The organism is Hoeflea sp. AS16 (assembly GCF_038900095.1).
Lineage (GTDB): Bacteria > Pseudomonadota > Alphaproteobacteria > Rhizobiales > Rhizobiaceae > Hoeflea.
Window position 1 is genome coordinate 704477 of the sequence record NZ_JBBMQQ010000001.1, and the last position, 22159, is coordinate 726635.

The 22159-nt window shown below is 61.6% G+C and carries 17 protein-coding genes; 14 read left to right on the forward strand and 3 right to left on the reverse strand.

Translation table 11 applies throughout. The features are described from left to right. Positions 1–101: 101 nt before the first annotated feature. The gene (locus WNY80_RS03400; protein ID WP_342885930.1) at positions 102–779 is read right to left on the reverse strand and encodes an alpha/beta hydrolase; all 678 of its coding nucleotides are present in this window, start codon (positions 777–779) and stop codon (positions 102–104) included. A 244-nt stretch (positions 780–1023) separates the two neighbouring features. Here WNY80_RS03400 and WNY80_RS03405 point away from each other — a divergent pair, with 244 nt between their 5' ends. The 7 genes from WNY80_RS03405 (at position 1024) to sufA (ending at position 8232) form a co-directional block, all read left to right on the forward strand. After that, entirely contained in the window at positions 1024–2196 is a 1173-nt protein-coding gene (locus WNY80_RS03405) for a cysteine desulfurase family protein (RefSeq protein WP_342885931.1), read from the forward strand. A 154-nt stretch (positions 2197–2350) separates the two neighbouring features. Further along, the gene (sufB, locus tag WNY80_RS03410) at positions 2351–3820 is read left to right on the forward strand and encodes a Fe-S cluster assembly protein SufB (RefSeq protein ID WP_342885932.1); all 1470 of its coding nucleotides are present in this window, start codon (positions 2351–2353) and stop codon (positions 3818–3820) included. Positions 3821–3940: 120 nt separating this feature from the next. Then, complete coding sequence (gene sufC, locus WNY80_RS03415) at positions 3941–4696, forward strand: Fe-S cluster assembly ATPase SufC (RefSeq protein ID WP_342885933.1); 756 nt, start codon at positions 3941–3943, stop codon at positions 4694–4696. A gap of 43 nt (positions 4697–4739) precedes the next feature. Beyond that, positions 4740–6011, forward strand: coding sequence for a Fe-S cluster assembly protein SufD (sufD, locus tag WNY80_RS03420; RefSeq protein WP_342885934.1), 1272 nt, complete (start codon positions 4740–4742; stop codon positions 6009–6011). Further along, entirely contained in the window at positions 6004–7242 is a 1239-nt protein-coding gene (locus tag WNY80_RS03425) for a cysteine desulfurase (protein ID WP_342885935.1), read from the forward strand. Before sufD ends, WNY80_RS03425 begins: the two co-directional genes overlap by 8 nt. Positions 7243–7346: 104 nt before the next feature. Next, on the forward strand, positions 7347–7736 hold the full coding sequence (locus WNY80_RS03430) for an SUF system Fe-S cluster assembly protein (RefSeq protein ID WP_342885936.1): 390 nt from the start codon (positions 7347–7349) through the stop codon (positions 7734–7736). 106 nt (positions 7737–7842) lie between these two features. Continuing rightward, entirely contained in the window at positions 7843–8232 is a 390-nt protein-coding gene (sufA, locus tag WNY80_RS03435) for a Fe-S cluster assembly scaffold SufA (RefSeq protein WP_342885937.1), read from the forward strand. A 97-nt stretch (positions 8233–8329) separates the two neighbouring features. Here sufA and WNY80_RS03440 read toward each other — a convergent pair whose 3' ends face one another. After that, on the reverse strand, positions 8330–10885 hold the full coding sequence (locus WNY80_RS03440) for an FAD-dependent oxidoreductase (RefSeq protein ID WP_342885938.1): 2556 nt from the start codon (positions 10883–10885) through the stop codon (positions 8330–8332). A gap of 333 nt (positions 10886–11218) precedes the next feature. Here WNY80_RS03440 and WNY80_RS03445 point away from each other — a divergent pair, with 333 nt between their 5' ends. From WNY80_RS03445 to WNY80_RS03475, 7 genes are all read left to right on the forward strand, one after another. Continuing rightward, entirely contained in the window at positions 11219–13159 is a 1941-nt protein-coding gene (locus WNY80_RS03445) for an autotransporter assembly complex family protein (RefSeq protein ID WP_342885939.1), read from the forward strand. A 1-nt stretch (position 13160) separates the two neighbouring features. Next, complete coding sequence (locus tag WNY80_RS03450; RefSeq protein ID WP_342885940.1) at positions 13161–17351, forward strand: translocation/assembly module TamB domain-containing protein; 4191 nt, start codon at positions 13161–13163, stop codon at positions 17349–17351. Positions 17352–17491: 140 nt separating this feature from the next. Next, positions 17492–17941 carry a peptide-methionine (R)-S-oxide reductase MsrB gene (gene msrB / locus WNY80_RS03455; protein ID WP_342885941.1) on the forward strand — a complete coding sequence of 150 codons (450 nt, stop codon included), beginning with the start codon at positions 17492–17494 and terminating at the stop codon, positions 17939–17941. Further along, a complete protein-coding gene (gene msrA, locus WNY80_RS03460; protein WP_342885942.1) occupies positions 17942–18448 on the forward strand; it encodes a peptide-methionine (S)-S-oxide reductase MsrA in 507 nt (168 codons plus the stop codon). Positions 18449–18561: 113 nt separating this feature from the next. Next, entirely contained in the window at positions 18562–19059 is a 498-nt protein-coding gene (locus WNY80_RS03465; RefSeq protein WP_342885943.1) for a TlpA family protein disulfide reductase, read from the forward strand. Positions 19060–19111: 52 nt separating this feature from the next. Continuing rightward, a complete protein-coding gene (locus WNY80_RS03470) occupies positions 19112–20590 on the forward strand; it encodes a YdiU family protein (protein ID WP_342885944.1) in 1479 nt (492 codons plus the stop codon). 88 nt (positions 20591–20678) lie between these two features. Continuing rightward, positions 20679–21893, forward strand: coding sequence for a cation:proton antiporter (locus tag WNY80_RS03475; protein ID WP_342885945.1), 1215 nt, complete (start codon positions 20679–20681; stop codon positions 21891–21893). Positions 21894–21910: 17 nt separating this feature from the next. Here WNY80_RS03475 and WNY80_RS03480 read toward each other — a convergent pair whose 3' ends face one another. Then, on the reverse strand, positions 21911–22129 hold the full coding sequence (locus tag WNY80_RS03480; protein WP_339758983.1) for an alkylphosphonate utilization protein: 219 nt from the start codon (positions 22127–22129) through the stop codon (positions 21911–21913). Positions 22130–22159: the final 30 nt, after the last annotated feature.

Consider the following 22159-nt stretch of genomic DNA (forward strand, 5'->3'; position numbering starts at 1 on the left):
GGGACGGGATCAGGCCCTGCCCCAATACCAATTCCACGCATGTAAAAAGGGCATGGCGGATTTCTCTACCATGCCCTTTGCAGTCTGTTTTGTCGTTGGGGTCAGCGCAGGCGCTTGGCTGCTGTCTCGGGGACCAGTTCGCCGGCCAGGCGGCGGTCGAGATAGTCCTCGCATTCGGCCATCAGTTCATCGACCTTGCCGGTGAAGAAGTGGTTCGCACCCGGCATTGTCTTCTGGGTGATGAGAATGCCCTTCTGCAGCTTGAGCTTTTCGACCAGGCCGTTGACGTCCTTCTCGGGCGCGACCTTGTCGGCGTCGCCGTGAATGATCAGTCCCGATGACGGGCAGGGGGCCAGGAACGAGAAGTCATAGGTGTTGGGCTGCGGTGCAATCGAGAAGAAGCCCTCGATTTCCGGCCGGCGCATCAGAAGCTGCATGCCGATCCAGGCGCCGAAGGAATAACCTGCGACCCAGCAGCTTTTCGAATCCGGATGCAGGCTCTGCACCCAGTCAAGCGCACCGGCGGCATCGGAGAGTTCGCCCGCACCGTGGTCGAAGTCGCCCTGGCTGCGGCCGATCGAGCGGAAGTTGAAGCGAAGCGTGGTGAAGCCGCGCTGCTGGAACATGTAGAACAGGTTGTAGACGATCTGGTTGTTCATCGTGCCGCCGAACTGGGGGTGCGGATGCAGAATGATGGCGATCGGGGCGTTCTTTTCCTTGCCCGGCTGGTAGCGGCCTTCGAGACGTCCGGCGGGTCCGTTGAAAATGACTTCAGGCATTGATACTCCATGCATGGGCTGGGTTCGCTCGGCCTGCCGTCCGTTTGGAGAGGCTGGCGGGCGGTTGGATATCGCTTCCGCGGCCTTGACTGGCGCGGGGCGGCTCCGTAGAACCTAGTTTAGAATCGTTCGAAACTGCAGCGTTGTCGCTGAAAGTTTGTGTGTCTTACGGCATTGGGCACAGAAAATTCAAGAAAAATGCGCCTGCCATGGTGGCCGGCGTCATCCGCAGGCGAAGAGTACGATGGCCAAGGGGCGTCTCTATTTCGATTACAACGCGACTGCGCCGCTTCTGGCGGTGGCACAGTCGGCGATGGTCGATGTGATGCAGCTGCCCGGAAACCCATCCTCGGTGCATGCGGAAGGCCGCAAGGCCCGCGCGGTTGTCAGCAATGCGCGCGAATCCGTGGCGCGGCTGTGCAATGTTTCCGCAGCACAGGTAATTTTCTGTTCGGGCGCGACGGAAGCTGCCAATCATGTTCTGACCCCGGATTACCGGATGGGCCGTTCGCCGGTTCGGGTGTCGCGGCTGTTCGTCTCGGCGGTTGAGCATCCCGCAGTTCTCGAAGGCGGGCGTTTTGCCGCAGAGCAGATCACCGTGCTTCCGGTCGATGCGCAAGGGCGGCTCGATCTCGATGCGCTGGAAGCTGCTTTCGCCGGGCATGATCAGGCAAGCGGGCAGGCGATGCTGGGGCTGCAGCTGGCCAACAATGAAACCGGCGTGATCCAGCCGGTCCGTGAAGCTGCCGACATCGTCAAGGCCCATCACGGGCTGATGGTTGTCGACGCGGTACAGGGTGCTGGCCGCATGGCGCTTTCGCTTGAAGCACTCGGCGCGGATTTCCTGATCCTGTCAGGCCACAAGATCGGCGGCCCCAAGGGCATTGGAGCGCTGGTCAGTGCCGGCGAAACGCTGATGCCCGCGCCGCTGTTGCGCGGCGGCGGCCAGGAAAAAGGCCATCGCGGTGGAACCGAGAACCTGATTTGCATTGCAGGTTTTGGTGCTGCGGCGGATGCCGCGCGTGAAGCTCTGGATGATGTCGGGCGGATTGCCGCCCTGCGTGACCGCCTGGAAGCCGGGGTGCGCGATCTCGCGCCTGACGTGATCCTGCATGGCGAGGCGGTGAACCGGCTTGCCAACACGAGTTTCTTCTCGCTGCCGGGCCTGAAGGCGGAAACGGCGCAGATTGCCTTCGACATGGAAGGCGTTGCAGTTTCGGCCGGTGCGGCCTGTTCGTCGGGCAAGATTGGTTTGAGCCACGTGCTTGCAGCCATGGGTGCGGATGCCGATCTTGGTGCTATCCGGGTCTCACTTGGCGGTGAGCACACAGAAAATGACGTTGAGCGGTTCCTTGAAGCGTTCAAAGCGATTAATACCCGGCGGCTGGCCCGCATGAGTGCGCAGGTCGCCGCCTGACGCGGCGAGACGAATTTCCGTTCGCGAGACAGGAATTTTCGCGAATGACATAGCGTGGACAGATGTCCCGCCCTACATAGTGGTGAGCCATGAATGGCACATCACAAGACGTTAACAAGCTGCCGGCCTTGACCCGGCGAGATTGGAGAGCGCCATGCCTGCTGTGCAGGAGACCATTGATCAGGTCCGTCAGATCGACGTTGACCAGTATAAATACGGTTTCGAGACCGTCATCGAAAGCGACACGGCTCCGAAGGGTCTCAACGAAGACACCATCCGGATGATTTCGGCCAAAAAGAACGAGCCGGAATGGATGCTCGAATGGCGTCTTGATGCCTTCAAGCGCTGGCTGACGCTGGAAGAGCCGACCTGGGCGCGTGTCGACTATCCGAAGATCGATTTTCAGGACATTCACTACTACTCGGCGCCCAAGGGCACGGCCGGACCGAAGTCGATTGACGATGTCGATCCGGAGCTGCTCAAGGTTTACGAGAAGCTCGGCATTCCGTTGCGCGAACAGGAAATCCTGGCCGGCGTTCAGCAGTCGAAAATCGCAGTCGACGCCGTGTTCGATTCGGTTTCGGTGGTCACCACCTTCAAGGAAGAGCTGTCCAAGGCCGGCGTGATCTTCATGTCGATCTCGGAAGCGATGCGCGAGCATCCGGAACTGGTGCAGAAGTATCTCGGCACCGTGGTTCCGGTGACCGACAACTACTACGCCACGCTCAATGCGGCGGTGTTTACCGACGGGTCGTTCGTCTACGTGCCCAAGGGTGTGCGCTGCCCGATGGAATTGTCGACCTATTTCCGCATCAACGAGAAGAACACCGGCCAGTTCGAGCGCACGCTGATCATCGCAGAAGAGGGGGCATACGTGTCCTACCTCGAAGGTTGTACAGCGCCGCAACGCGACGAGAACCAGCTGCATGCTGCCGTTGTCGAACTGATCGCGATGGATGACGCCGAGATCAAGTACTCGACGGTTCAGAACTGGTATCCGGGCGACAAGGACGGCAAGGGCGGGATCTACAATTTCGTTACCAAGCGTGGCGATTGCCGTGGCAAGAACTCCAAGATCTCTTGGACCCAGGTCGAGACCGGATCGGCGATCACCTGGAAGTATCCGTCCTGCATCCTGCGTGGCGACAATTCGCGCGGCGAGTTCTACTCGATTGCGGTGTCGAACGGCTACCAGCAGATCGATTCGGGGACCAAGATGATCCATCTTGGCAAGAACACCTCGAGCCGGATCATCTCCAAGGGCATTTCCGCCGGGCATTCGTCCAACACCTATCGCGGCCAGGTTTCGGCCCACCGCAAGGCGTCGAATGCGCGCAATTTCACCCAGTGCGACAGCCTGCTGATCGGCAATGACTGCGGCGCACACACGGTGCCCTATATCGAGGCGAAGAACTCGACCGCACAGTTCGAGCACGAAGCCACGACCTCGAAGATTTCCGAAGACCAGCTGTTTTACTGCCTGGCCCGAGGCATTCCCGAGGAAGAAGCCATCGCGCTGATCGTCAACGGCTTCGTCAAGGAAGTCATCCAGGAACTGCCGATGGAGTTCGCCGTTGAAGCGCAGAAGCTGATCGGCATCTCGCTCGAAGGCAGCGTGGGCTAGTCAAGGCCGCCGGATCCGCGGGTGCCTGACCGGCAAGGTCAGGGCATCCGCCGGCAGCTTCGCAGTTTTTATCGCCGCTGGCACAAGTGGCTTGGAATTATCTAGGTATCGGAATCAGACATGCTGGAAATCAAGAACCTTCACGCCCGTATCGCCGAAGACGGCACGGAAATCATTCGCGGCCTCAACCTGACGGTCAAGGCCGGCGAAGTTGCCGCCATCATGGGCCCGAACGGCTCGGGCAAATCGACGCTGTCATACATTCTCGCCGGCCGTGACGACTACGAAGTCACCGAGGGCGACATCCTGTACAATGGCGAGAGCATTCTCGAACTGGACCCGGCCGAGCGCGCCGCCAAGGGCATTTTCCTGGCGTTCCAGTACCCGGTCGAAATCCCGGGCGTTGCCACCATGCAGTTCCTCAAGGTGGCGATGAACGAGCAGCGCAAGGCGCGCGGTGAGGAAGAGCTGAAGACGCCGGAATTCATCAAGCTGGTCAAGGAGGCTGCCGCCAGCCTGCAGATCGATCCGGCTATGCTCAAGCGCCCGCTCAATGTCGGTTTTTCCGGCGGCGAGAAGAAGCGCGCCGAAATCCTGCAGATGAAACTGCTGGCACCGCAGCTTTGTGTGCTCGACGAGACCGATTCCGGGCTCGACATCGATGCGCTGAAGATCGTTTCCGACGGCGTCAACGCGCTCCGCTCGCCCGATCGCGCGGTCATCGTCATCACTCACTATCAGCGCCTGCTCGAGCACATCGTGCCCGACACCGTGCACGTGCTTTACAAGGGGCAGGTGATCAAGACCGGGACCAAGGATCTGGCGCTCGATCTCGAAGCCAATGGCTATGCCGGGATCATCGAAGCCGCCGCTTGAGGCGACGCGGGACAGACGGGCCGCAAGGCCAGGAGAGACAGGCATGAACATGCAGACAAAGCCGCCACACACCGCAGCAGAGCAGGCGATCCTCGACAGTTTCGCCGAAATGATCGGCCAGTTGCCGGGTGATGCGCCAGTGACCGCAGCGCGCGACAAGCTGCTCAGCGGCATCGCCGATGCCGGTCTTCCGACCCGGCGCATCGAAAGCTGGCACTACACGGATCTGCGCAGCCTGCTGCGCGACGTCCCCAAGCCGGTCGGTGGTTCGGCCGCACGGGTTGACCCGCTGGTTCGCGGAAGCCTTGTGCTGCCGCTGGTCCAGGGGCAGAGCTCCGACTTGAGCGCGCCTGCGGGCATGGAGCTTGAGCCGTATATGGATCTTCTGGTTTCCGGTGCCGCGGCGAAGAGCCTCGCCGGGCGCGGGTTCGATGATCTGATCGGCCAGCTCAACGGCGCCTTCGTTGGCGACGGCTACAACTTCTCGATTGCTCCGGACCAGACGATCGGCGAGATCATCGAAATCCAGTCGGTCCAGTCCGGCGGCCAGGTGCACAACCGGTTCACGGCCGGGTTCGGGGCCAACTCGAAGGCGTCCGTGATCGAGCGGCACCTTGGCGACAAGGCCGCGGCCGGATTGTCGACATCGGTCTCCTCGCTTGAGCTTGAAGACGGCGCCGAGGTGACATGGATCATCCTTCAGGGATGCGGCGAGAACGATCAGCATCTGGGGCAGCTCAACGCACGGCTGGGCGCGGGTTCGACGCTGAAGGTCTACGTGGTCAATGCCGGCGGCAAGCTCGTGCGGCAGGAGTTGCATATTGAAGTTGCCGGCGAGGGATCTCATTTCGATCTGCGCTGCGTCAACCTGCTGGCGGGCGACAGCCACACCGATGTGACGCTGACTCTGGGCCACAATGTACCCAACACGACATCGTCGGAGATCGTGCGCAACGTAGTGCTCAACCGGGCACGGGGCGTCTTCCAGGGCCAGATCCGGGTGGCGCAGATCGCGCAGAAAACGGACGCGCAAATGGCCTGCAACACGTTGCTATTGTCAGACGATGGCGAGTTCGCGGCCAAGCCGGAACTTGAGATCTTTGCCGATGACGTTATCTGTGCGCATGGCGCGACGGTGATCGACATCGACCACAATCACCTGTTTTACCTGATGGCGCGCGGCATCAGCGAGAAGTCGGCGCGTGGGCTTCTGGTCAACGGATTTGTCGATGAGTTGATTGACGAACTCGACAATGAAGAACTGGTTGAGGCGCTGGAATCGCTGATAGAACAATGGCTTGTTGATCATGGCTGATATTCTGAATCAGGTTTATGATGTTGATGCGGTGCGCGAGGACTTTCCGATCCTGTCGCGCAGTGTCTATGACAAGCCGCTGGTCTATCTCGATAATGGCGCATCGGCGCAAAAGCCCCAGGCGATGATTGACGCGGTCTCTCATGCCTATTCGAACGAGTATGCCAATGTGCACCGGGGCCTGCATTTTCTCTCCAATGCGGCGACAGATGCCTACGAGAATGCGCGCGAGATCGTAAAGCGGTTTCTCAATGCGCCGTCGGTCGACAACGTGGTGTTCACCAAGTCGACCACGGAGGCGATCAACACCGTCGCCTATGGCTACGGCATGCCGCACATCGATGAAGGCGACGAGATCGTCATCACCATCATGGAGCATCACTCCAACATCGTGCCGTGGCATTTTTTGCGTGAACGCCAGGGCGCGAAGATCGTCTGGGTCGGTGTCGATGACCAGGGCAATTTCGATCTCGATGACTTCCGCAAGGCGCTGAGCGATCGCACCAAGCTGGTCGCCATCACCCACATGTCCAACGTGCTCGGAACGGTGGTGGATGTGAAGGAGGTCTGCCGCATTGCGCATGAGCGTGGCGTCAAGGTGCTGATCGACGGCAGCCAGGGCGCGGTGCACATGCCTGTCGATGTGCAGGATATCGATTGCGACTGGTACGTGATGACCGGTCACAAGCTCTACGGGCCGTCGGGCATCGGCGTGCTCTACGGCAAGGCCGAGGCGCTCAATGCCATGCAGCCTTTCATGGGCGGCGGCGAGATGATCGTCGATGTCAGCGAGGAGAGTGTCACCTACAATGATCCGCCGCACCGGTTCGAGGCCGGTACGCCGCCGATCGTGCAGGCGATCGGGCTTGGGGCTTCGCTTGAGTACATGGAGAAGCTCGGCCGCGCGCGGATTGCCGCGCATGAAGCCGATCTGGCAGCCTACGCATCGCAGAAATTGTCGGCCGTCAATGCACTTCGGCTGATCGGCACCGCGCAAGGCAAGGGCGCAATCTTTGCCTTCGAGATCGAGGGCGTGCATGCCCATGATGTCTCGATGCTGATTGACCGGTCGGGCGTGGCTGTGAGGGCGGGGACGCATTGCGCCCAGCCGCTGCTCAAGCGGTTCGGCGCGACCTCGACTTGCCGGGCCTCAATGGGGCTGTACAATACCCGTGCGGAAATCGATGTGCTGGTCGAAGCGCTCGAAAAGGCGCGGGCGTTTTTCTCCTAGATCTTGTCCGAAACGGGCAAGGTCCAGGTTTCTTGTTTTCGTTTGTCCTGCCGGGAAAACCGGTTTTCGGTTTTCCCGGACAAACTCCTGAAGGATATGAGCCAATGAGCGACGCATCCGAAACTGACACCGCTGGCGCAACCGAAACCGGCAATGCCGTGACCGAGTCAGCCATTCCGCGCGAGGAACTGGCGCGGCTGAGCGATGACATCGTCTCGGCGCTGAAGACCGTCTACGATCCGGAAATTCCAGCGGACATCTACGAGCTCGGACTGATCTACAAGATCGACATCGAGGATGACCGGATGGTCAAGATCCAGATGACGCTGACAGCGCCTGGCTGCCCGGTGGCGGGTGAAATGCCGGGCTGGGTGGAGAATGCCGTCAACACCGTCGAGGGTATCTCGGGTGTCGACGTGTCGATGACGTTCGACCCGCCCTGGACGCCGGACCGGATGAGCGAAGAAGCGCAAGTGGCGGTTGGCTGGTACTAGGGTCAGCCAGGCTTTGGCGTTGGCTTCTTGTTAAGTTGACTGCTCCACACTACATTCATGGAACGAAGCAGCGGGCCTTGAACCCGTGTGGCCGAAGGAGACCGTGATGGGTTTTGCCGTAATGACATTGACGCAGGCAGCCGCCGACCGCGTCAAGACGATCCTGAAGACGTCCGATGGTGCGCATGGCATTCGCGTGAGCATCAAGAAGGGCGGCTGCGCCGGGATGGAATATGCCATCGATATGGCGACAGAGGTCAATCCGAAGGATGACCGGATCGAGCGTGACGGGGCGACCGTGTTCGTGGCGCCGGAAGCCGTGCTCTATCTGCTCGGCACCGAGATGGATTACGAAGTCACCAAGCTGCGCTCGGGTTTCGTGTTCAACAACCCCAACCAGACATCGGCCTGCGGTTGCGGTGAATCGGTCGAGCTCAAGCCAGCCGATCTGGCCAAGCTGGCGGAAGCCGGCAACCCGGTGGTGCGGGCGGAGTAATCCGGTCGGCACCTCCGTCAGGTTGAGTGAAGACATTTGCAGGTTGAGTCTTGAAATGCCCGTAAGTCACTGACTTGGCGGGCATTTTGCCTTTTTGCTAGCTGCGCATCTTTTCGCCCATCGGATCAAACGGTGCTTCGAGCGCGATGCGGGCCGGACGGCGGATGCCGAGGATTTCGATCTCGAACATGTCAGCGTCGCCGTTCGATGCGAGAGCTGCCGGGATGTAGCCCTGGGCCATTGATGAGCCAATGGTGTGGGCATACCCGCCGGAGGTGATCCAGCCGACCACACGCCAGTCGCCATCGCGCAGGGTGCCGCCCTCGGGTTTGGCGATCTCTGTGCCATCCGAATTGAAGCGCGGCGCGCCGTAGCCATGCGGCGGTTCGACGGTGCCGTAATCGGTGTCGCCGACCCGGGCCCAGACCGGTTCGTCTCCCATCACATCGGCGTCAAGCGCGTCGACCAGGAAGGATGTCCGCATCAGTTTCGGGCCGTCGGCATGTTCCTTGGCGGCGGCTTCGCGGCCGATGAAGTCGTTCTTGGAAAGCTTGATGAAGCGGTCCATGGCGGCTTCATAGGGACCATAGATCGGACGCAGTTCGCGGAACCAGGTGGGAAAATTCTTCTCGAGCCGCATCGACAACAGCGCCCGCATGCCGAAATCGGCGATGCCGAACTCTTCGCCTGCGGCCTTGATGGCACGGTAGACGGCCTGCTGGTAGCAGGGTTCCATCCAGATTTCGTAGCCGAGGTCGCCGGTATAGGTGACGCGGTTGACCATGCAGGGTGCACCGCCGACATCCATCTGGCGGAAATCCATGAAACGGAAGGCCGCGTTCGAGACATCTACATCGGTCAGCTTTGCCAGCAGGTCGCGGGCGCGGGGGCCGGCGATCGACAGGCCGACAAGCGTCAGGTCATAGCGGTGAACCCGGATGGCGCTGTCAGTGGGCAGGTGGGTGTCAAACCAGCGCATGTGATAGCGCTGGGCTGCAGACGAGCCCCAGACCATGAAGTCCTCGTCGGCGACCTTGGCGATGGTGAAATCGCCGATCAGCTTGCCGAATTCATTGAGCATCGGGGTAAGAACGATGCGGCCGGTCTTCGGCATGGTGTTGGTCATCAGGTGCGACAGCCAGGCTTCGGCACCCTGGCCGCTGACACGATACTTGGCGAAATTGGCGATCTCGGTGACGCCGACACGCTCGCGCACCGCACGGACTTCATTGCCGATGTGCTTGAAATCATTGGAGCGGTGGAACGACAGCACGTCGTGGGCCTCTTCCGCGGAGGGAGCGAACCACAATGGCGTCTCCAGCCCCCAGCTGTTGCCCATGACTGCGTGGTTGTCGCGCACCATGACATCGTAGAGCGGTGTGGTCTGCTGCGGCCGGGCGGCGGGCAGTTCCTCGTTGGGAAACGAAATCGAGAAGCGGCGGGAATAGTTCTCGCGCACCTTGGCGTTGGTGTAGCGCAAGGTGGCCCATTCGCCGAAGCGGGCGACATCCATGCCCCAGATGTCGGCGCCGGGATCGCCGTTGACCATCCAGTTCGACAGCGCCAGGCCGACGCCGCCACCCTGGCTGAAGCCCGCCATCACCGCGCAGGCGGTCCAGTAATTGGTTAGCCCCGGAACCGGGCCGACCAGCGGGTTGCCGTCAGGCGCGAAGGTGAAGGGGCCGTTGATGACCTGCTTGATGCCGGCGTTCTCCATTGCCGGGAAATGCCTGAAGCCGACTTCCAGAGATGGCGCGATACGATCGAGATCCGGGGCCAGGAGTTCGTGACCAAAATCCCAAGGCGTGTCGACAGGCGACCAGGGCTTGCAGGCTCTCTCGTAGGTGCCGAGAAGGATGCCCGAGCGTTCCTGCCGGGTGTAGATCTCGCCCTTGAAATCAATGACGCCAATGAGTTCGCGGCCGGTTCTGGCGTTGAACTCGAGCACTTCCGGCATTTCCTCTGTGAGCAGGTACATGTGCTCCATGGCCAGTACAGGAAGTTCAAGGCCTGCCATGCGGCCGACTTCGCGCGCCCACAGGCCGCCGGCATTGACCACGTGGTCGGCCTTGACCGTGCCTTGCTCGGTGACGACGTTCCAGGTCCCGTCCGCTTCCTGGGTGAGCTCGATGACGCGGTTGCGCAGAACGATTTCCGCGCCGAGCTTGCGGGCGGCCTTGGCATAGGCATGGGTGGTGCCGGAGGGGTCGAGATGGCCTTCGACCGGATCCCACAGGGCGCCGACGAAATTGCTCTCGTCCATCAGCGGGAACATCGCCTTGGCTTCGGACGGGGTTATGAGTTCGGTTTCCATGCCGAGATAGCGGCCCTTGGCGTGGACCAGCCGGAGAAAGTCCATGCGCTCGGGGGTGTCGGCCATCATCACGCCACCGGTCAGGTGCAGGCCGCAGGATTGGCCGGAGAGCGCTTCAAGTTCCTCGTAGAGGCTGACGGTGTAGGCCTGCAGCTTGGCGACGTTGGGATCGCCATTGAGCGTGTGGAAGCCGCCGGCGGCATGCCAGGACGATCCGGAGGTCAGTTCCGAGCGCTCGATCAGCATGACGTCGCTCCAGCCGGCCTTGGCCAGATGGTAAAGCACAGAACATCCGACGACGCCGCCACCGATTACAACTGCCCTGACATGTGATTTCATTGTGTTCTCCCGGCTCGATCCGGCGGCAGATTGCGAAATCGAAACCGGGGGCACAAGAGATAATTGCGACATTACCTGCAAAGAAGTTTCCGTCTCGCCCGGCAAGCGCCATGCACCGCTGTGGTGATGGCCGGATTGGCGGCTTTCGAGATCGTCGGGAACCGGCAGATCACCGCATCGCGAGCGCAAGATTTCTTTGTTTGAAGCGCATCCGGGAGGGCGACAAAGTGGCTGATGGTTCTATATAAGGAAGTTGTGTGTTTGGCTGGCCGGGGGCATGGGTTTGGGGTCGCAACGTTCAGTAACCGTTCATAGTGGCCTGCTAGATTGGTGATGATGAAAAACGCGCAGGACATGATCTTCGGGGCGCGCGGCTCTTTGCGGCTGCGGACCCTTTCGGCTGTCCTGATTCTGGTGGGCGCAAGCAGTCTTGCCGTTGACCGGGCGCAGGCGTTTGAGCTGTTTGGCTTCAAGTTGTTCGAAAGCGACACTGCCGAAACGGTGGAAGTGGTTGATCCGCTTTCCTATTCGGTCACACTTGAAGTTGCGGGTGAAGATCCTGAAGGCGCACTGAAGGCCGAGCTGGAAGCCGCTTCGTCGCTGGTGCAAGGCGCCGGTCGCCCGGTCTCGGGATCTATCGGGTTGATGCAGCGGGCAAATGGCGATTTCGAGCAACTCATCGCCGCGCTCTATGAAAATGCCCGGTATGCCGGCGAAGTCCGTATTCTTCTCGATGGCAAACGTCTGGCAGACCTGCCGCCGGATGCGGATCTGAGCGGCAACGGGCCGGTTCCGGTTCGCATACTGGTCAAGCCGGGCAAGCAATTCCGCTTCGGCGATGTCTCGATCCGTGATGTTGACGGGCGTGTCTATGCGGCTGGCGAGCAGGGGCTGACATCCGGCGAGCTTGCGAAATCAACCGTCATTCTCGACGCTGAAAAAGCGCTGGTTCTGGAACTGGAAAAGAACGGCCATCCGTTCGCCAAGATCTCGGGCCGCGATGTCGTCGCCGATCATGCGCGCGGCGTCATCGATGTGTCGCTGCAACTTGAGGCCGGGCCGGTCGCGCTATTTGGCCAGACTGCGGTTGATGGGGCGGAAAGCGTGGATTCGGCTTTTATCGCCAGGATGGCGGGCATACGGCAGGGCGAGCAGTATGATCCGGCAGCGCTTGCGGCGGCAGAAAAGCGTCTGAGGGCGCTTGAAGTGTTTTCGAGCGTGACAGTGCGCGGCAGCGAAAGCCTGTCGGCGGACGGCTCCGTTCCGGTCGAGGTCAATGTTGCGGAGCGAAAGCACCGCTTCCTCGGGGCGGGTGCTACCTATTCGTCCACGGATGGAGGGGGGCTTGAAGCCTATTGGGGTCACAGGAACCTGTTTGGCCGGGCGGAAAAGCTCCGTATCGAAGGATCGGTAAGCAGCCTGGGCAAAACCGCCGATGCGAAGGACATGACCTGGCGCGGCGCGATGCTGTTTGAAAAGCCCGGCGTTCTCGGGCCAGCTTCGAAATTCACCTCAAGGCTTGAGGTCGAGCAGGAAAACCCCGATGCCTATCGCCGTTTTTCGGTCGAGGCATCGGTAGGAATTTCCTATGAGCTGACGCCGCAGCAGACGGTTTCTGCGGGCGTCAATGTCGAATATGCCAAGCTGACCGACAGCTTCAACGTCAATCTCGAAACCATCACGGTTGCGGTGCCGCTCGAATATGTTCGCGATACCCGCGACAGCAAGCTCAATCCAACGACGGGCACGCGCTTGTCGCTTCTGGTCGAGCCGACCTATGAGATCAATGGCGGCGCTACCTTCGTCAAACTGCGCGCCGAGGCTTCGGCCTACCGGGCGCTCGATGCGGAAAAACGCTTCGTGGTGGCCGGCAGGCTGGCCGCTGGAACGATTTACGGGGCCGACCTAGCCGCGATACCGGCCAACCGGCGATTCTATGCGGGCGGCGGCGGTTCGGTCCGCGGCTATGGCTATCAGGACATCGGTCCGCGCGATGCTGCGGGTTCGCCGACCGGTGGCCGCTCGGTCGTCGAGGCATCGGCCGAAATGCGCATCGGCGTCACCGAGACAATCGGGATCGTACCGTTTGTCGATGCGGGCCTGGTCAGTGCCAGCCAGTCTTTCTCGGGTGCGGAATTCAAGATCGGCGCCGGTATCGGCTTGCGCTATGCGACACCGTTCGGCCCGCTTCGTGTCGATGTTGCCGTGCCGCTGAACAAGTCCTCCACGGATCCCGATTACGGGATTTACGCCGGGATCGGGCAGGCATTCTGAGATGGCGAAGACGCAACGAGAGAAATCCCGTCCGGGCCTGATCCGGGGGCCGGTGCGCTGGCTTTCCATTGTGCTGCTGGTTCTTCTGGCAGCCGTCGTGCTGGTGTTCACCACGGCGCCGGGTGGCAAGCTGATCGCGCTGACGCTTAACCGGCTTGGCTCGGGGCCGTCGCAGAGCGTCGAGATCGACAGGATCACCGGATTGCTGTCAGGGTCGACGCGCATCGGCCACGTGCTTTTGCGGGATGCTGACGGTGAACCCTGGCTGCTTCTCAAGGGCATAAGGATCGACTGGTCGCCGCTGGCGCTGCTGAGTGCAGGGCTGGCAATCGATGACCTTTCGATCGATGCGGTCGAGCTGGCGCGGCTTCCGCAAGGCTCCGATGACCAATCGGATGGCGGACCGTTCGTGCTGCCGCTGGCATTCGACATCAAGCGGTTCACGGCACCCGATATCCTGGTCGGCGAACCGGTCGCAGGCCGTGTCGCCCGGTTCGAAGCCCGGGGCAGCGCGCGCGTGGATGCGTCGTTGTCGACCGGGCTTGCCGACCTGGTGGTGCAGCGGACCGATGGTGTTGGCGGCGAACTGACGCTGGATGCCGATTACCTGGAAGCGGAAGACCGGTTCAACATCTCGGCCAAGCTCTCCGAACCCGCCGGTGGCGTGATGGCACATCTCATGAGCCTTTCGCCCAAGGATGCCATCAGCCTGACGGCAACGTCGCAAGGTTCGCTGGCCGACTGGCGGCTGAATGCGGCGGGCACGATCAATGACGAGATCGTCGCGGAAGCCAGTCTGCAGATGGTTGCGGGCGAGGCGGGCGATGCCGTGTCGCTTGAGGCCAATGGCACGTTCGAGCGGCTGTTGCCGCCGTCTGTCGGCCAATTCCTGGCGGGACAAAGCAATCTTGTCCTCGAGGGGTTGCTTGAGCCGGAGCGCACCGGCGCGGTGATCGACATTTTCACCTTTTCGTCTTCACGGCTGTCTGCGCAAGGGCGCGGGCGTGTGGCGCGGGAAGGTCAGGTTGATCTGACAGCTTCCATCTCGCCGCAGCCTGGTGCCGCGGAATTGAGTTTTGGCGCGGGGGCGTCCGGGGTGAAGCTGACAGTTCCCGAGGCCCGGGTCCGTGTCAGCGGCAATGCGGAAGAAGCCGCGCTGCACCTGGAAATTTCCACCGACAGCATTTCGGGATCCGATTTCAGCGCAGACGGACTTTCTGCCGTCGTCGATTTCGACGGGTTTTCGCTCGATAGCCGCAGCGGAGCCGGGACAATCGACGTCAAGATCAATGCAGTCGGTTCCAGCAACGATATAGTCGCCCGGGTAGTCGCGGGTGGAGTGAACATGTCGGGCAACATTGCGCTCGCGGAAGATGGTTCTGTCTCCAGTGACGCGTTGCAACTCCAGACCGGCGTGACCACGCTGACGGTTGAGGATTTCTCGTTCGATGGCGAAGGCGGGCTGGCAGCAAGCCTGTCGGGCACAGTGCGCAACGCAGTCCTGTCCGCACAGGCACCTGAGTTCCTGGGACCCGATACGACCTTCGAAGGCAAGGTGTCGCGCGACGATGCCGGCGCGGTGACGGTAAGCGGTTTTGAGGCTTCTTCCGAGTTCGCCGCACTGTCTGGCGGACTTGTGCTGAAGAGTGATGGTGAGCTATCGGGCGAGCTCGAGGCCAATGTGACAAAACTTGCCGGTGCTGAAGACACCATCTCCGGCGGTCTGAACCTTACGGCAAGTGTCTCGGGTCAATCGTCCCGACTTGCCTTTGACTTGAAACTGTCCGGCGATCAGCTGAAGCTTGAAGGGCGCGATCTGTCGGATCTGCTGCTCACAGCCAACGGGGTGGCCGATCCGGCGTCTCCCCAAGCAGATGTGGAATTGACCGGGACGTTCGAGGGGCAACCGGTGAGCGGCAGCATGGTGCTTGGCCAGTCAGATGGCGTGGTGCGGATCAGCCCGTTGCGATTGCAGGTCACCGATAACCTGATTTCCGGGACGCTGGATCTCGATGATGCCTATCGGCCGAAGGGCGTGATTGAACTGGACCTGAAGGATATCGGATCACTGTCGGCATTGGCGCTGCAGGCGATCAATGGCAGTGGTGGTGGTTCGATCAAGTTCGACGTGCGCGAGGGCAAGTCTGTTGCCGATATCGGTATCGGGTTTCCGGAACTTTCAGGCGACGGATTCGCCATCCGTGACGCGCGGTTGAACCTCAGTGTTGCCGATCTGCTCGGCGCGCCCAAACCCATCGGTACACTGGATGTGGTACGTCTGAGCGCCGGTGGAACCGACGTGTCGGACCTTGCTGCGTCGTTCACCCAGTCTGAAGCTTGGACGGTTATCGAGGGCAAGGCGCAGGCAGCCGGGCTGCCGGTCTCCATCAATGCGCGCGTTCGCCAGGGCGATGAGGGGACCGAACTCGAGGTGGAAACCGCCAGGACAGCCTGGAAAGGCCTGGCAATCGATCTGAGCGAACCAGCGCGCGTGGTTGTCCGCGACGGAGTTGCAGAGATTGAGCGGCTGGTGATTTCGCCGGGCGGCGGTCGGGTGTCCGTCACCGGCTCGGCCGGTCAGGCGCTGGCTGTCGACATCGCCATAACGGGCTTGCCGTTGACTTCGGTCAACGCGGTTGCACCGGGCGCCGGGTTGTCCGGTGCGCTGTCGGGGACTGTCAGTCTGCGCGGAACAGCTTCGGCTCCGGTGGTTGAGTATGACCTGAATGCCAGCGATGTCCGGGCAGCTGCAGCCTCGTCGGTTGCCGATGTTCCCTTGTCGATCAACACCACTGGCGACTTCAGGGCAGACCGGCTGAGCTTCAACGCCAATGCGAGCGGCGGCGGGCTGGCCTTCACCGCCTCAGGTGGGCTGCAGACCTCAGGTACGCAGGCGATTTCGGCAAAAATCAACGGCAGTGTTCCGTTTTCACTGTTGTCGGGGGCGATCGCCCAGCAGGGACTGGCGCTGACCGGTACGGCCCAGGCCAATATCTCCGTCGACGGATCTCTCGGTGCGCCGCAGATTTCCGGGGCCATCACGACATCGGGCAGCCGCCTGGTCGATGGACGAACCGGCATCGCGATCGACAATCTGTCTGCCGATATCGGCCTGACTGCGGGGCAGGCATCGATCCGTTCGCTGTCGGGTGATTTGTCGTCGGGCGGCAAGATAAGCGGGTCTGGGACAGTGGGAATTGATCCGGCCTCCAACTTTCCCTCCAATCTCAAGTTGAAAGTGGCGCGCGGGCGCTATGCCGACGGCCAGATGGTTGCCACGCGCTTTGATGCGGACCTCACGCTGACGGGACCGCTGACCCTGTTGCCGCAACTGGGAGGCAGTGTCCGGCTTGATGAAACCACCATCGTTATTCCCGACTCGCTTCCGAGTTCGATTTCACGCCTCGACGTGACCCACAAGAATGCCCCTTCGAGCATTCAGTCGCAGGCAGAGCGTCTGTCCGGTGACGGCAGCGGCGGATCGTCGGGTGGGTTGGGGCTCGATGTGCAGGTTCAGGCGAGCCGTATCTTCATTCGCGGCAGAGGCATGGACGTGGAACTGGGTGGATCGCTGCGGCTGACCGGAAACACCGGAGCGCCTGTTGCCGCGGGCGGGTTCGATCTGGTTCGGGGCAGGCTGAGCATTCTGGGCAAAAGGCTTGATTTCACCCGCGGCACGCTTGGTTTTGCCGGCTCCGTTGTGCCGATCCTCGATCTTGCCGCCTCAAGCCAGTCGGGCAGCACCACGGTGACGGTCGAGATCACAGGGCCTGCGAATGCACCGGTCTTCAGTTTCAGCTCGAGCCCGGCGCTGCCCGAGGATGAAGTGCTGGCCCAACTGGTGTTCGGACGTTCGATCAGCAGCCTGTCGCCGCTGCAGATCGCCCAGCTTGCCGAAGCCGCCGGGCAATTGACCGGCGCGGTCAAGGGCGGCGGGGTGCTTGAGCAATTGCGCCGTGCAACCGGTGTCGATGACATCGACGTGCGCACCGACGAGGAAACCGGCGATACCTCGCTCGGGGTCGGCAAGTATCTCAATGACCGGACCTATCTCGGGATCGAGAGCGGATCGTCGGCCGGCTCGGGCAAGGCCCGTATTGACCTCGATATCGGCAAGGGTATCAAATTGCGCGGAGAAGCCGGCTCGGGCGGCGAAACCAAGGGCGGAATTTTCTACGAGCGCGAATACTGAGCCCAATCTGGCCGGGTTCACTGTAAATTGACCGCCTGCGGCGCGTTTCAGCCGGCTGCCGGCCATTGGGCGATTGAAAAACTGGCGATGGTGGCCCATCTCTGTTTTTGACATCACGTGCCTTCAGGAAGGGATCCGTCATGACCAAAGCCTTCAAGAAATCCGATGAAGCCATTGCCCGGCTGACGCCTGAACAGTTCAGGGTGACCCAGCAGAACGGAACCGAGCGTCCCTTTACCGGCGAATACAATGACAACAAGGCTGCCGGCATCTATGTCGACATCGTTTCCGGCGAGCCGCTGTTTGCCTCGTCGGACAAGTTCGAGAGCGGTTGCGGCTGGCCGAGCTTCACCAAGCCGATCGAGCCCGCCCATGTGACCGAACTGACCGATTCCACGCTCGGCATGGTCCGTACCGAAGTGCGTTCAAAGCATGGCGACAGCCATCTCGGGCACGTGTTCCCGGACGGTCCGCAGGACCGCGGCGGACTGCGCTATTGCATCAATTCCGCGTCGTTGCGGTTTGTGCCCAAGGCTGACATGGAAGCCGAGGGCTATGGCGATTATCTTGACCAGGTGGAGGATATCTAGATGAGCGAACGCGCAGTTCTTGCCGGCGGGTGCTTCTGGGGCATGCAGGATCTCATCCGCAAGATGCCCGGTGTGGAGAGTACCCGTGTCGGCTATACCGGCGGCGATGTGAAAAACGCCACCTACCGCAATCACGGCACCCACGCCGAAGGCATCGAGATCATTTTCGACCCGAACCGGATCAGCTATCGCAAGCTGCTGGAATTCTTCTTCCAGATCCACGATCCGACCACGCCCAACCGGCAGGGCAATGATGTTGGCATGTCCTACCGTTCGGCGATTTATTACACCAATGATGAGCAGCGCCAGACCGCGCTCGATACCATTGCCGACGTGGATGCCTCGGGTCTGTGGCCCGGCAAGGTGGTGACGGAAGTCGAGCCGGTGGGCGATTTCTGGGAAGCCGAGCCCGAGCACCAGGATTATCTCGAGCGGATTCCGCAGGGCTATACCTGCCACTTCGCGCGGCCTGACTGGGTGCTGCCGAAACGGGATGCGGCGGAATAGGCGTCAGCCGTTCGACGATGCCGCAACAAGACGATCGCGGGGGGTGATAGTCTCGCTGCGGTCACCTGCCTGAACGGGCAATACCCGTCCCCTGACTGCGGAAAGGACATGCCATGCAATTTGGGTCTTTGCACCGCACCGCGCCGGAACTCCGGGTGCAGCACTGGATTGACGGTGAAGGACAGGACAGATCGCCGCTGAGGCTCAAGGATCTGGGCGAGGGGATGAAAATCCTGTTCTGCTTTCAGCATGCCTGTCCGGGGTGTCATTCGCGCGGGTTCCCGGTGCTGCGCTATCTTCACCATCATCTTGCCGGCAGCGGCGTCGGTTTTGCGGCGATCCAGACCGTGTTCGAGGATTTCAGGGACAACACCGTCGACAAGCTCGCGATCAACCAGCAGCGTTATCAGCTTGCCATTCCCTTCGGACACGACGTGGCGCGGGAGGGCGAGACCTATCCGAGTTTCATGCAGGACTACCGTTCGGCGGGCACACCCTGGTTCACCATCATCGATGCGGACGACCAGGTGATCTATGCCGATTTCGGCTTGGACCCACGCCGTTTCCTCGAAGCGCTGGGGCACGAGAGCGTGGCGTTCGACGCCGACTAAATCTCTGCCGGTGACGCTTGCAGCGCGCCGGACGCGACAAAGGAACACAGCAATGAGCATCCCGGCTTTTGATTTTGACAATTCCTATGCCCGCGAGCTCGAGGGATTCTACGTGCCGTGGAAGGGAGCTGAGGTGCCCGCGCCGCGGATGATCCGTTTCAACCATGCGCTTGCGGACGAGCTGGGACTGGATGGCAAGGCGCTGGACACGGATGCCGGGGCGGCCATTCTTGCCGGTCATCAGGCACCCGAAGGCGCAGAGCCCCTGGCCATGGCCTATGCAGGGCATCAATTCGGCGGGTTTTCGCCGCAGCTCGGCGATGGCCGGGCGCTGCTTCTGGGCGAAGTGATCGACAGGCAGGGCAAGCGCCGCGACATCCATCTCAAGGGCTCCGGACGGACCCCGTTTTCGCGCGGCGGAGACGGCAAGGCGGTGCTCGGGCCGGTGTTGCGGGAATACATCATCGGCGAGGCGATGCATGCGCTTGGCGTGCCGACAACGCGGGCGCTGGCGGCGGTGGCGACCGGCGAGGAGGTCATGCGCCAGGACGGGCCGGAACCCGGTGCCGTGCTCGCGCGGGTGGCGTCGAGCCATCTGCGGGTCGGCACCTTCCAGTTCTTTGCCGCACGGGGCGAAACGGAGCGGCTGAGGCAACTGGCCGACTATGCCATTGCCCGGCACTATCCCGACCTTGCAGGCCAGCCAGACCGCTATCTCGGGCTTTTGAAAGCCGTGCGCGACCGGCAGGCGGCATTGATCGTCAAATGGATGCTGATCGGCTTCGTCCACGGCGTGATGAACACCGACAACATGACGATTTCGGGCGAGACCATCGATTATGGTCCGTGCGCCTTCATCGACGGCTATGATCCGGCGACGGTGTTCAGTTCGATCGACCAGCATGGCCGCTATGCCTATGGCAACCAGCCGAAGATTGCGCAGTGGAACCTGGCGCGGCTGGCCGAAACCCTGCTCGACCTGATCAATCCCGATGACAGCGACGATGCCGTGCGTCAGGCAGGCGAGGTCATCAACGGCTTTCCGCTGAGCTATGAGCGGGCCTGGATTGCCGGCATGCGGACCAAGCTGGGGCTGGTGCGTGACGAACCCGGTGACATGGAACTCGCTGTCGGGCTGCTTGCCGTTCTTGAAACCCAGAATGCCGATTTCACCCGCGTGTTCCGCAGTCTCTCAAGGGCTGCTTCGGGCGAGGTGTCGGAGACGCGACCGCTGTTTGCCAATCCGGCCGGGTTCGATGTCTGGCTGCCATTGTGGCAGGCGCGGCTGGCGCGCGAAGACACGCCGGCGGAAGAGCGGATTGCGGCGATGAACCGGGTCAACCCGGTCTACATCCCGCGCAATCACATGGTCGAGGCAGCACTTGCGTCGGCCACCAAGGGAGATCTCAAGCCGTTCGAGCGGTTGGTCGAGGTGCTGGCGGATCCGTTCACCGAGCGTGAAGGCCTGGAGGTGTTCGCGCTCGGTGCGCCGTCGGACTTCGGGCAGTACACCACCTATTGCGGCACCTGAGCTTGCGTGTCCGCCCTTGATGGCGGTGGATAAACGATCCCGGGCAGGCCATAGTCGGGGCTGATACGGCGGCGACGAGGCGGGGACAATGAACCAGGACATGCATTTCGATCTGGTGGTTCTCGCCATCCTGCTTGCTTTCATTGCCTATTCGCTTCTCACCCGCGCGGTCGAGCGATCGCTGCTGACGCTGCCGATCATCTTCATGTGTCTCGGGTATGTTCTGTCAGAACCGTTGCGCACGGCGGCACCACCTGAGGTCCTGCACGAGGGCAAGCGGCTGCTGGCGGAAATCACGCTCGTGCTGGTGCTGTTTTCCGATGCCTCGCATGTGCGGTTCTCGCAAATGAAGCAAAGCTGGCGCCTCCCGGCGCGGATGCTGGTGATCGGGCTGCCGCTGTCGGTTGCGCTTGGCACGCTGGTGACCTGGCTGATCAGTCCGGAAGGCGGCATCGCGATGGCGCTGCTGACGGCCGCGGTGCTGACGCCGACCGATGCGGCGCTGGGCCAGAGTGTTGTCACCAGCGGCAATGTGCCCGAAAAGCTCAGTGAAACCATCAATGTCGAGAGCGGCCTCAATGACGGCCTGGTGCTGCCGTTCGTGCTGCTGGGGGCCATCCTCGCCTCGGCCGGCATGGCGGGGGCGGACACCGGTGGACTGGCGCTCAATGCTGTTTTGCAGATCGTGCTCGGACCGCTGGCCGGAATTGTCACCGGATGGGTGGTGGCGCGGCTGATGGACGTGGCGCAGGCGCGACGGCTGATCGCGGCATCAGCGGAGGGCGTGGTGTTCCTGGCGGCAGCCTTTGCGGCCTACGTGCTGGCCAGCGCCATCGGTGGCAACGGCTTCATCGCAGCGTTTGTCGCCGGAATGATCTTCGGCAACAGCTACAAGCACAATATCCGCTTCGTGCGCGAATTCATGGAAGGTGCAGGACTGCTGCTGACCATGTCGTCATTCCTGGTGTTCGGCGCACTGCTGCTGCCAGACGGGCTGGCGCACGCGTCGACAAAAACCGTGGTGATCGCGGTGATGTTCCTCACCGTGGTGCGAGTGGGCGCAATCTGGCTGTCACTGGCCGGATCGGGGCTCAAGCCGCGCGAGAAGCTGTTTCTGGGCTGGTTCGGGCCGCGCGGGCTGGCCTCGATCCTGTTCACGCTGCTGATCATCGACACGTATGATTTTGCCAACGAGGCCGAGCTGCTGGCGTGCGTATCGATAACCGTGGCGCTGTCGATCCTCGTTCATGGTCTCAGTTCGACACCGCTGGCGAGATGGATCGGCAAGGCCGATGACAGCTGAGCGCAGGCCCGTACCGCTCAGGCCTTCTTGAGGAATTCGGTCCTGAGAACCAGGCCCTTGATCTTCTCGACCCGGCATTCAACCTCGTCGGGATTGCCGGTCAGGCGGATGCCCTTGACCATGGTGCCGCGCTTGATGGTCGACGAGGTGCCCTTGACCTTCAAGTCCTTGATCACGGTGACATTGTCGCCGTCGGCCAGCACAGTGCCATTCGAATCCCGGGTTTCGTCGCTCATCTGAGTCGCCTTTCATGTTGATTCGCGGTT

Coding starts and splice junctions, on each gene's coding strand:
- WNY80_RS03470 (WP_342885944.1), top strand. CDS start 19,112: ATGAGCATCCCGGCTTTTGATTTTGACAATTCCTATGCCCGCGAGCTC.
- sufA (WP_342885937.1), top strand. CDS start 7,843: ATGGGTTTTGCCGTAATGACATTGACGCAGGCAGCCGCCGACCGCGTC.
- WNY80_RS03475 (WP_342885945.1), top strand. CDS start 20,679: ATGAACCAGGACATGCATTTCGATCTGGTGGTTCTCGCCATCCTGCTT.
- WNY80_RS03440 (WP_342885938.1), bottom strand. CDS start 10,885: ATGAAATCACATGTCAGGGCAGTTGTAATCGGTGGCGGCGTCGTCGGA.
- sufD (WP_342885934.1), top strand. CDS start 4,740: ATGAACATGCAGACAAAGCCGCCACACACCGCAGCAGAGCAGGCGATC.
- WNY80_RS03405 (WP_342885931.1), top strand. CDS start 1,024: ATGGCCAAGGGGCGTCTCTATTTCGATTACAACGCGACTGCGCCGCTT.
- msrB (WP_342885941.1), top strand. CDS start 17,492: ATGACCAAAGCCTTCAAGAAATCCGATGAAGCCATTGCCCGGCTGACG.
- WNY80_RS03465 (WP_342885943.1), top strand. CDS start 18,562: ATGCAATTTGGGTCTTTGCACCGCACCGCGCCGGAACTCCGGGTGCAG.
- WNY80_RS03430 (WP_342885936.1), top strand. CDS start 7,347: ATGAGCGACGCATCCGAAACTGACACCGCTGGCGCAACCGAAACCGGC.
- WNY80_RS03400 (WP_342885930.1), bottom strand. CDS start 779: ATGCCTGAAGTCATTTTCAACGGACCCGCCGGACGTCTCGAAGGCCGC.
- sufB (WP_342885932.1), top strand. CDS start 2,351: ATGCCTGCTGTGCAGGAGACCATTGATCAGGTCCGTCAGATCGACGTT.
- WNY80_RS03450 (WP_342885940.1), top strand. CDS start 13,161: ATGGCGAAGACGCAACGAGAGAAATCCCGTCCGGGCCTGATCCGGGGG.
- WNY80_RS03480 (WP_339758983.1), bottom strand. CDS start 22,129: ATGAGCGACGAAACCCGGGATTCGAATGGCACTGTGCTGGCCGACGGC.
- sufC (WP_342885933.1), top strand. CDS start 3,941: ATGCTGGAAATCAAGAACCTTCACGCCCGTATCGCCGAAGACGGCACG.
- WNY80_RS03445 (WP_342885939.1), top strand. CDS start 11,219: ATGATGAAAAACGCGCAGGACATGATCTTCGGGGCGCGCGGCTCTTTG.
- WNY80_RS03425 (WP_342885935.1), top strand. CDS start 6,004: ATGGCTGATATTCTGAATCAGGTTTATGATGTTGATGCGGTGCGCGAG.
- msrA (WP_342885942.1), top strand. CDS start 17,942: ATGAGCGAACGCGCAGTTCTTGCCGGCGGGTGCTTCTGGGGCATGCAG.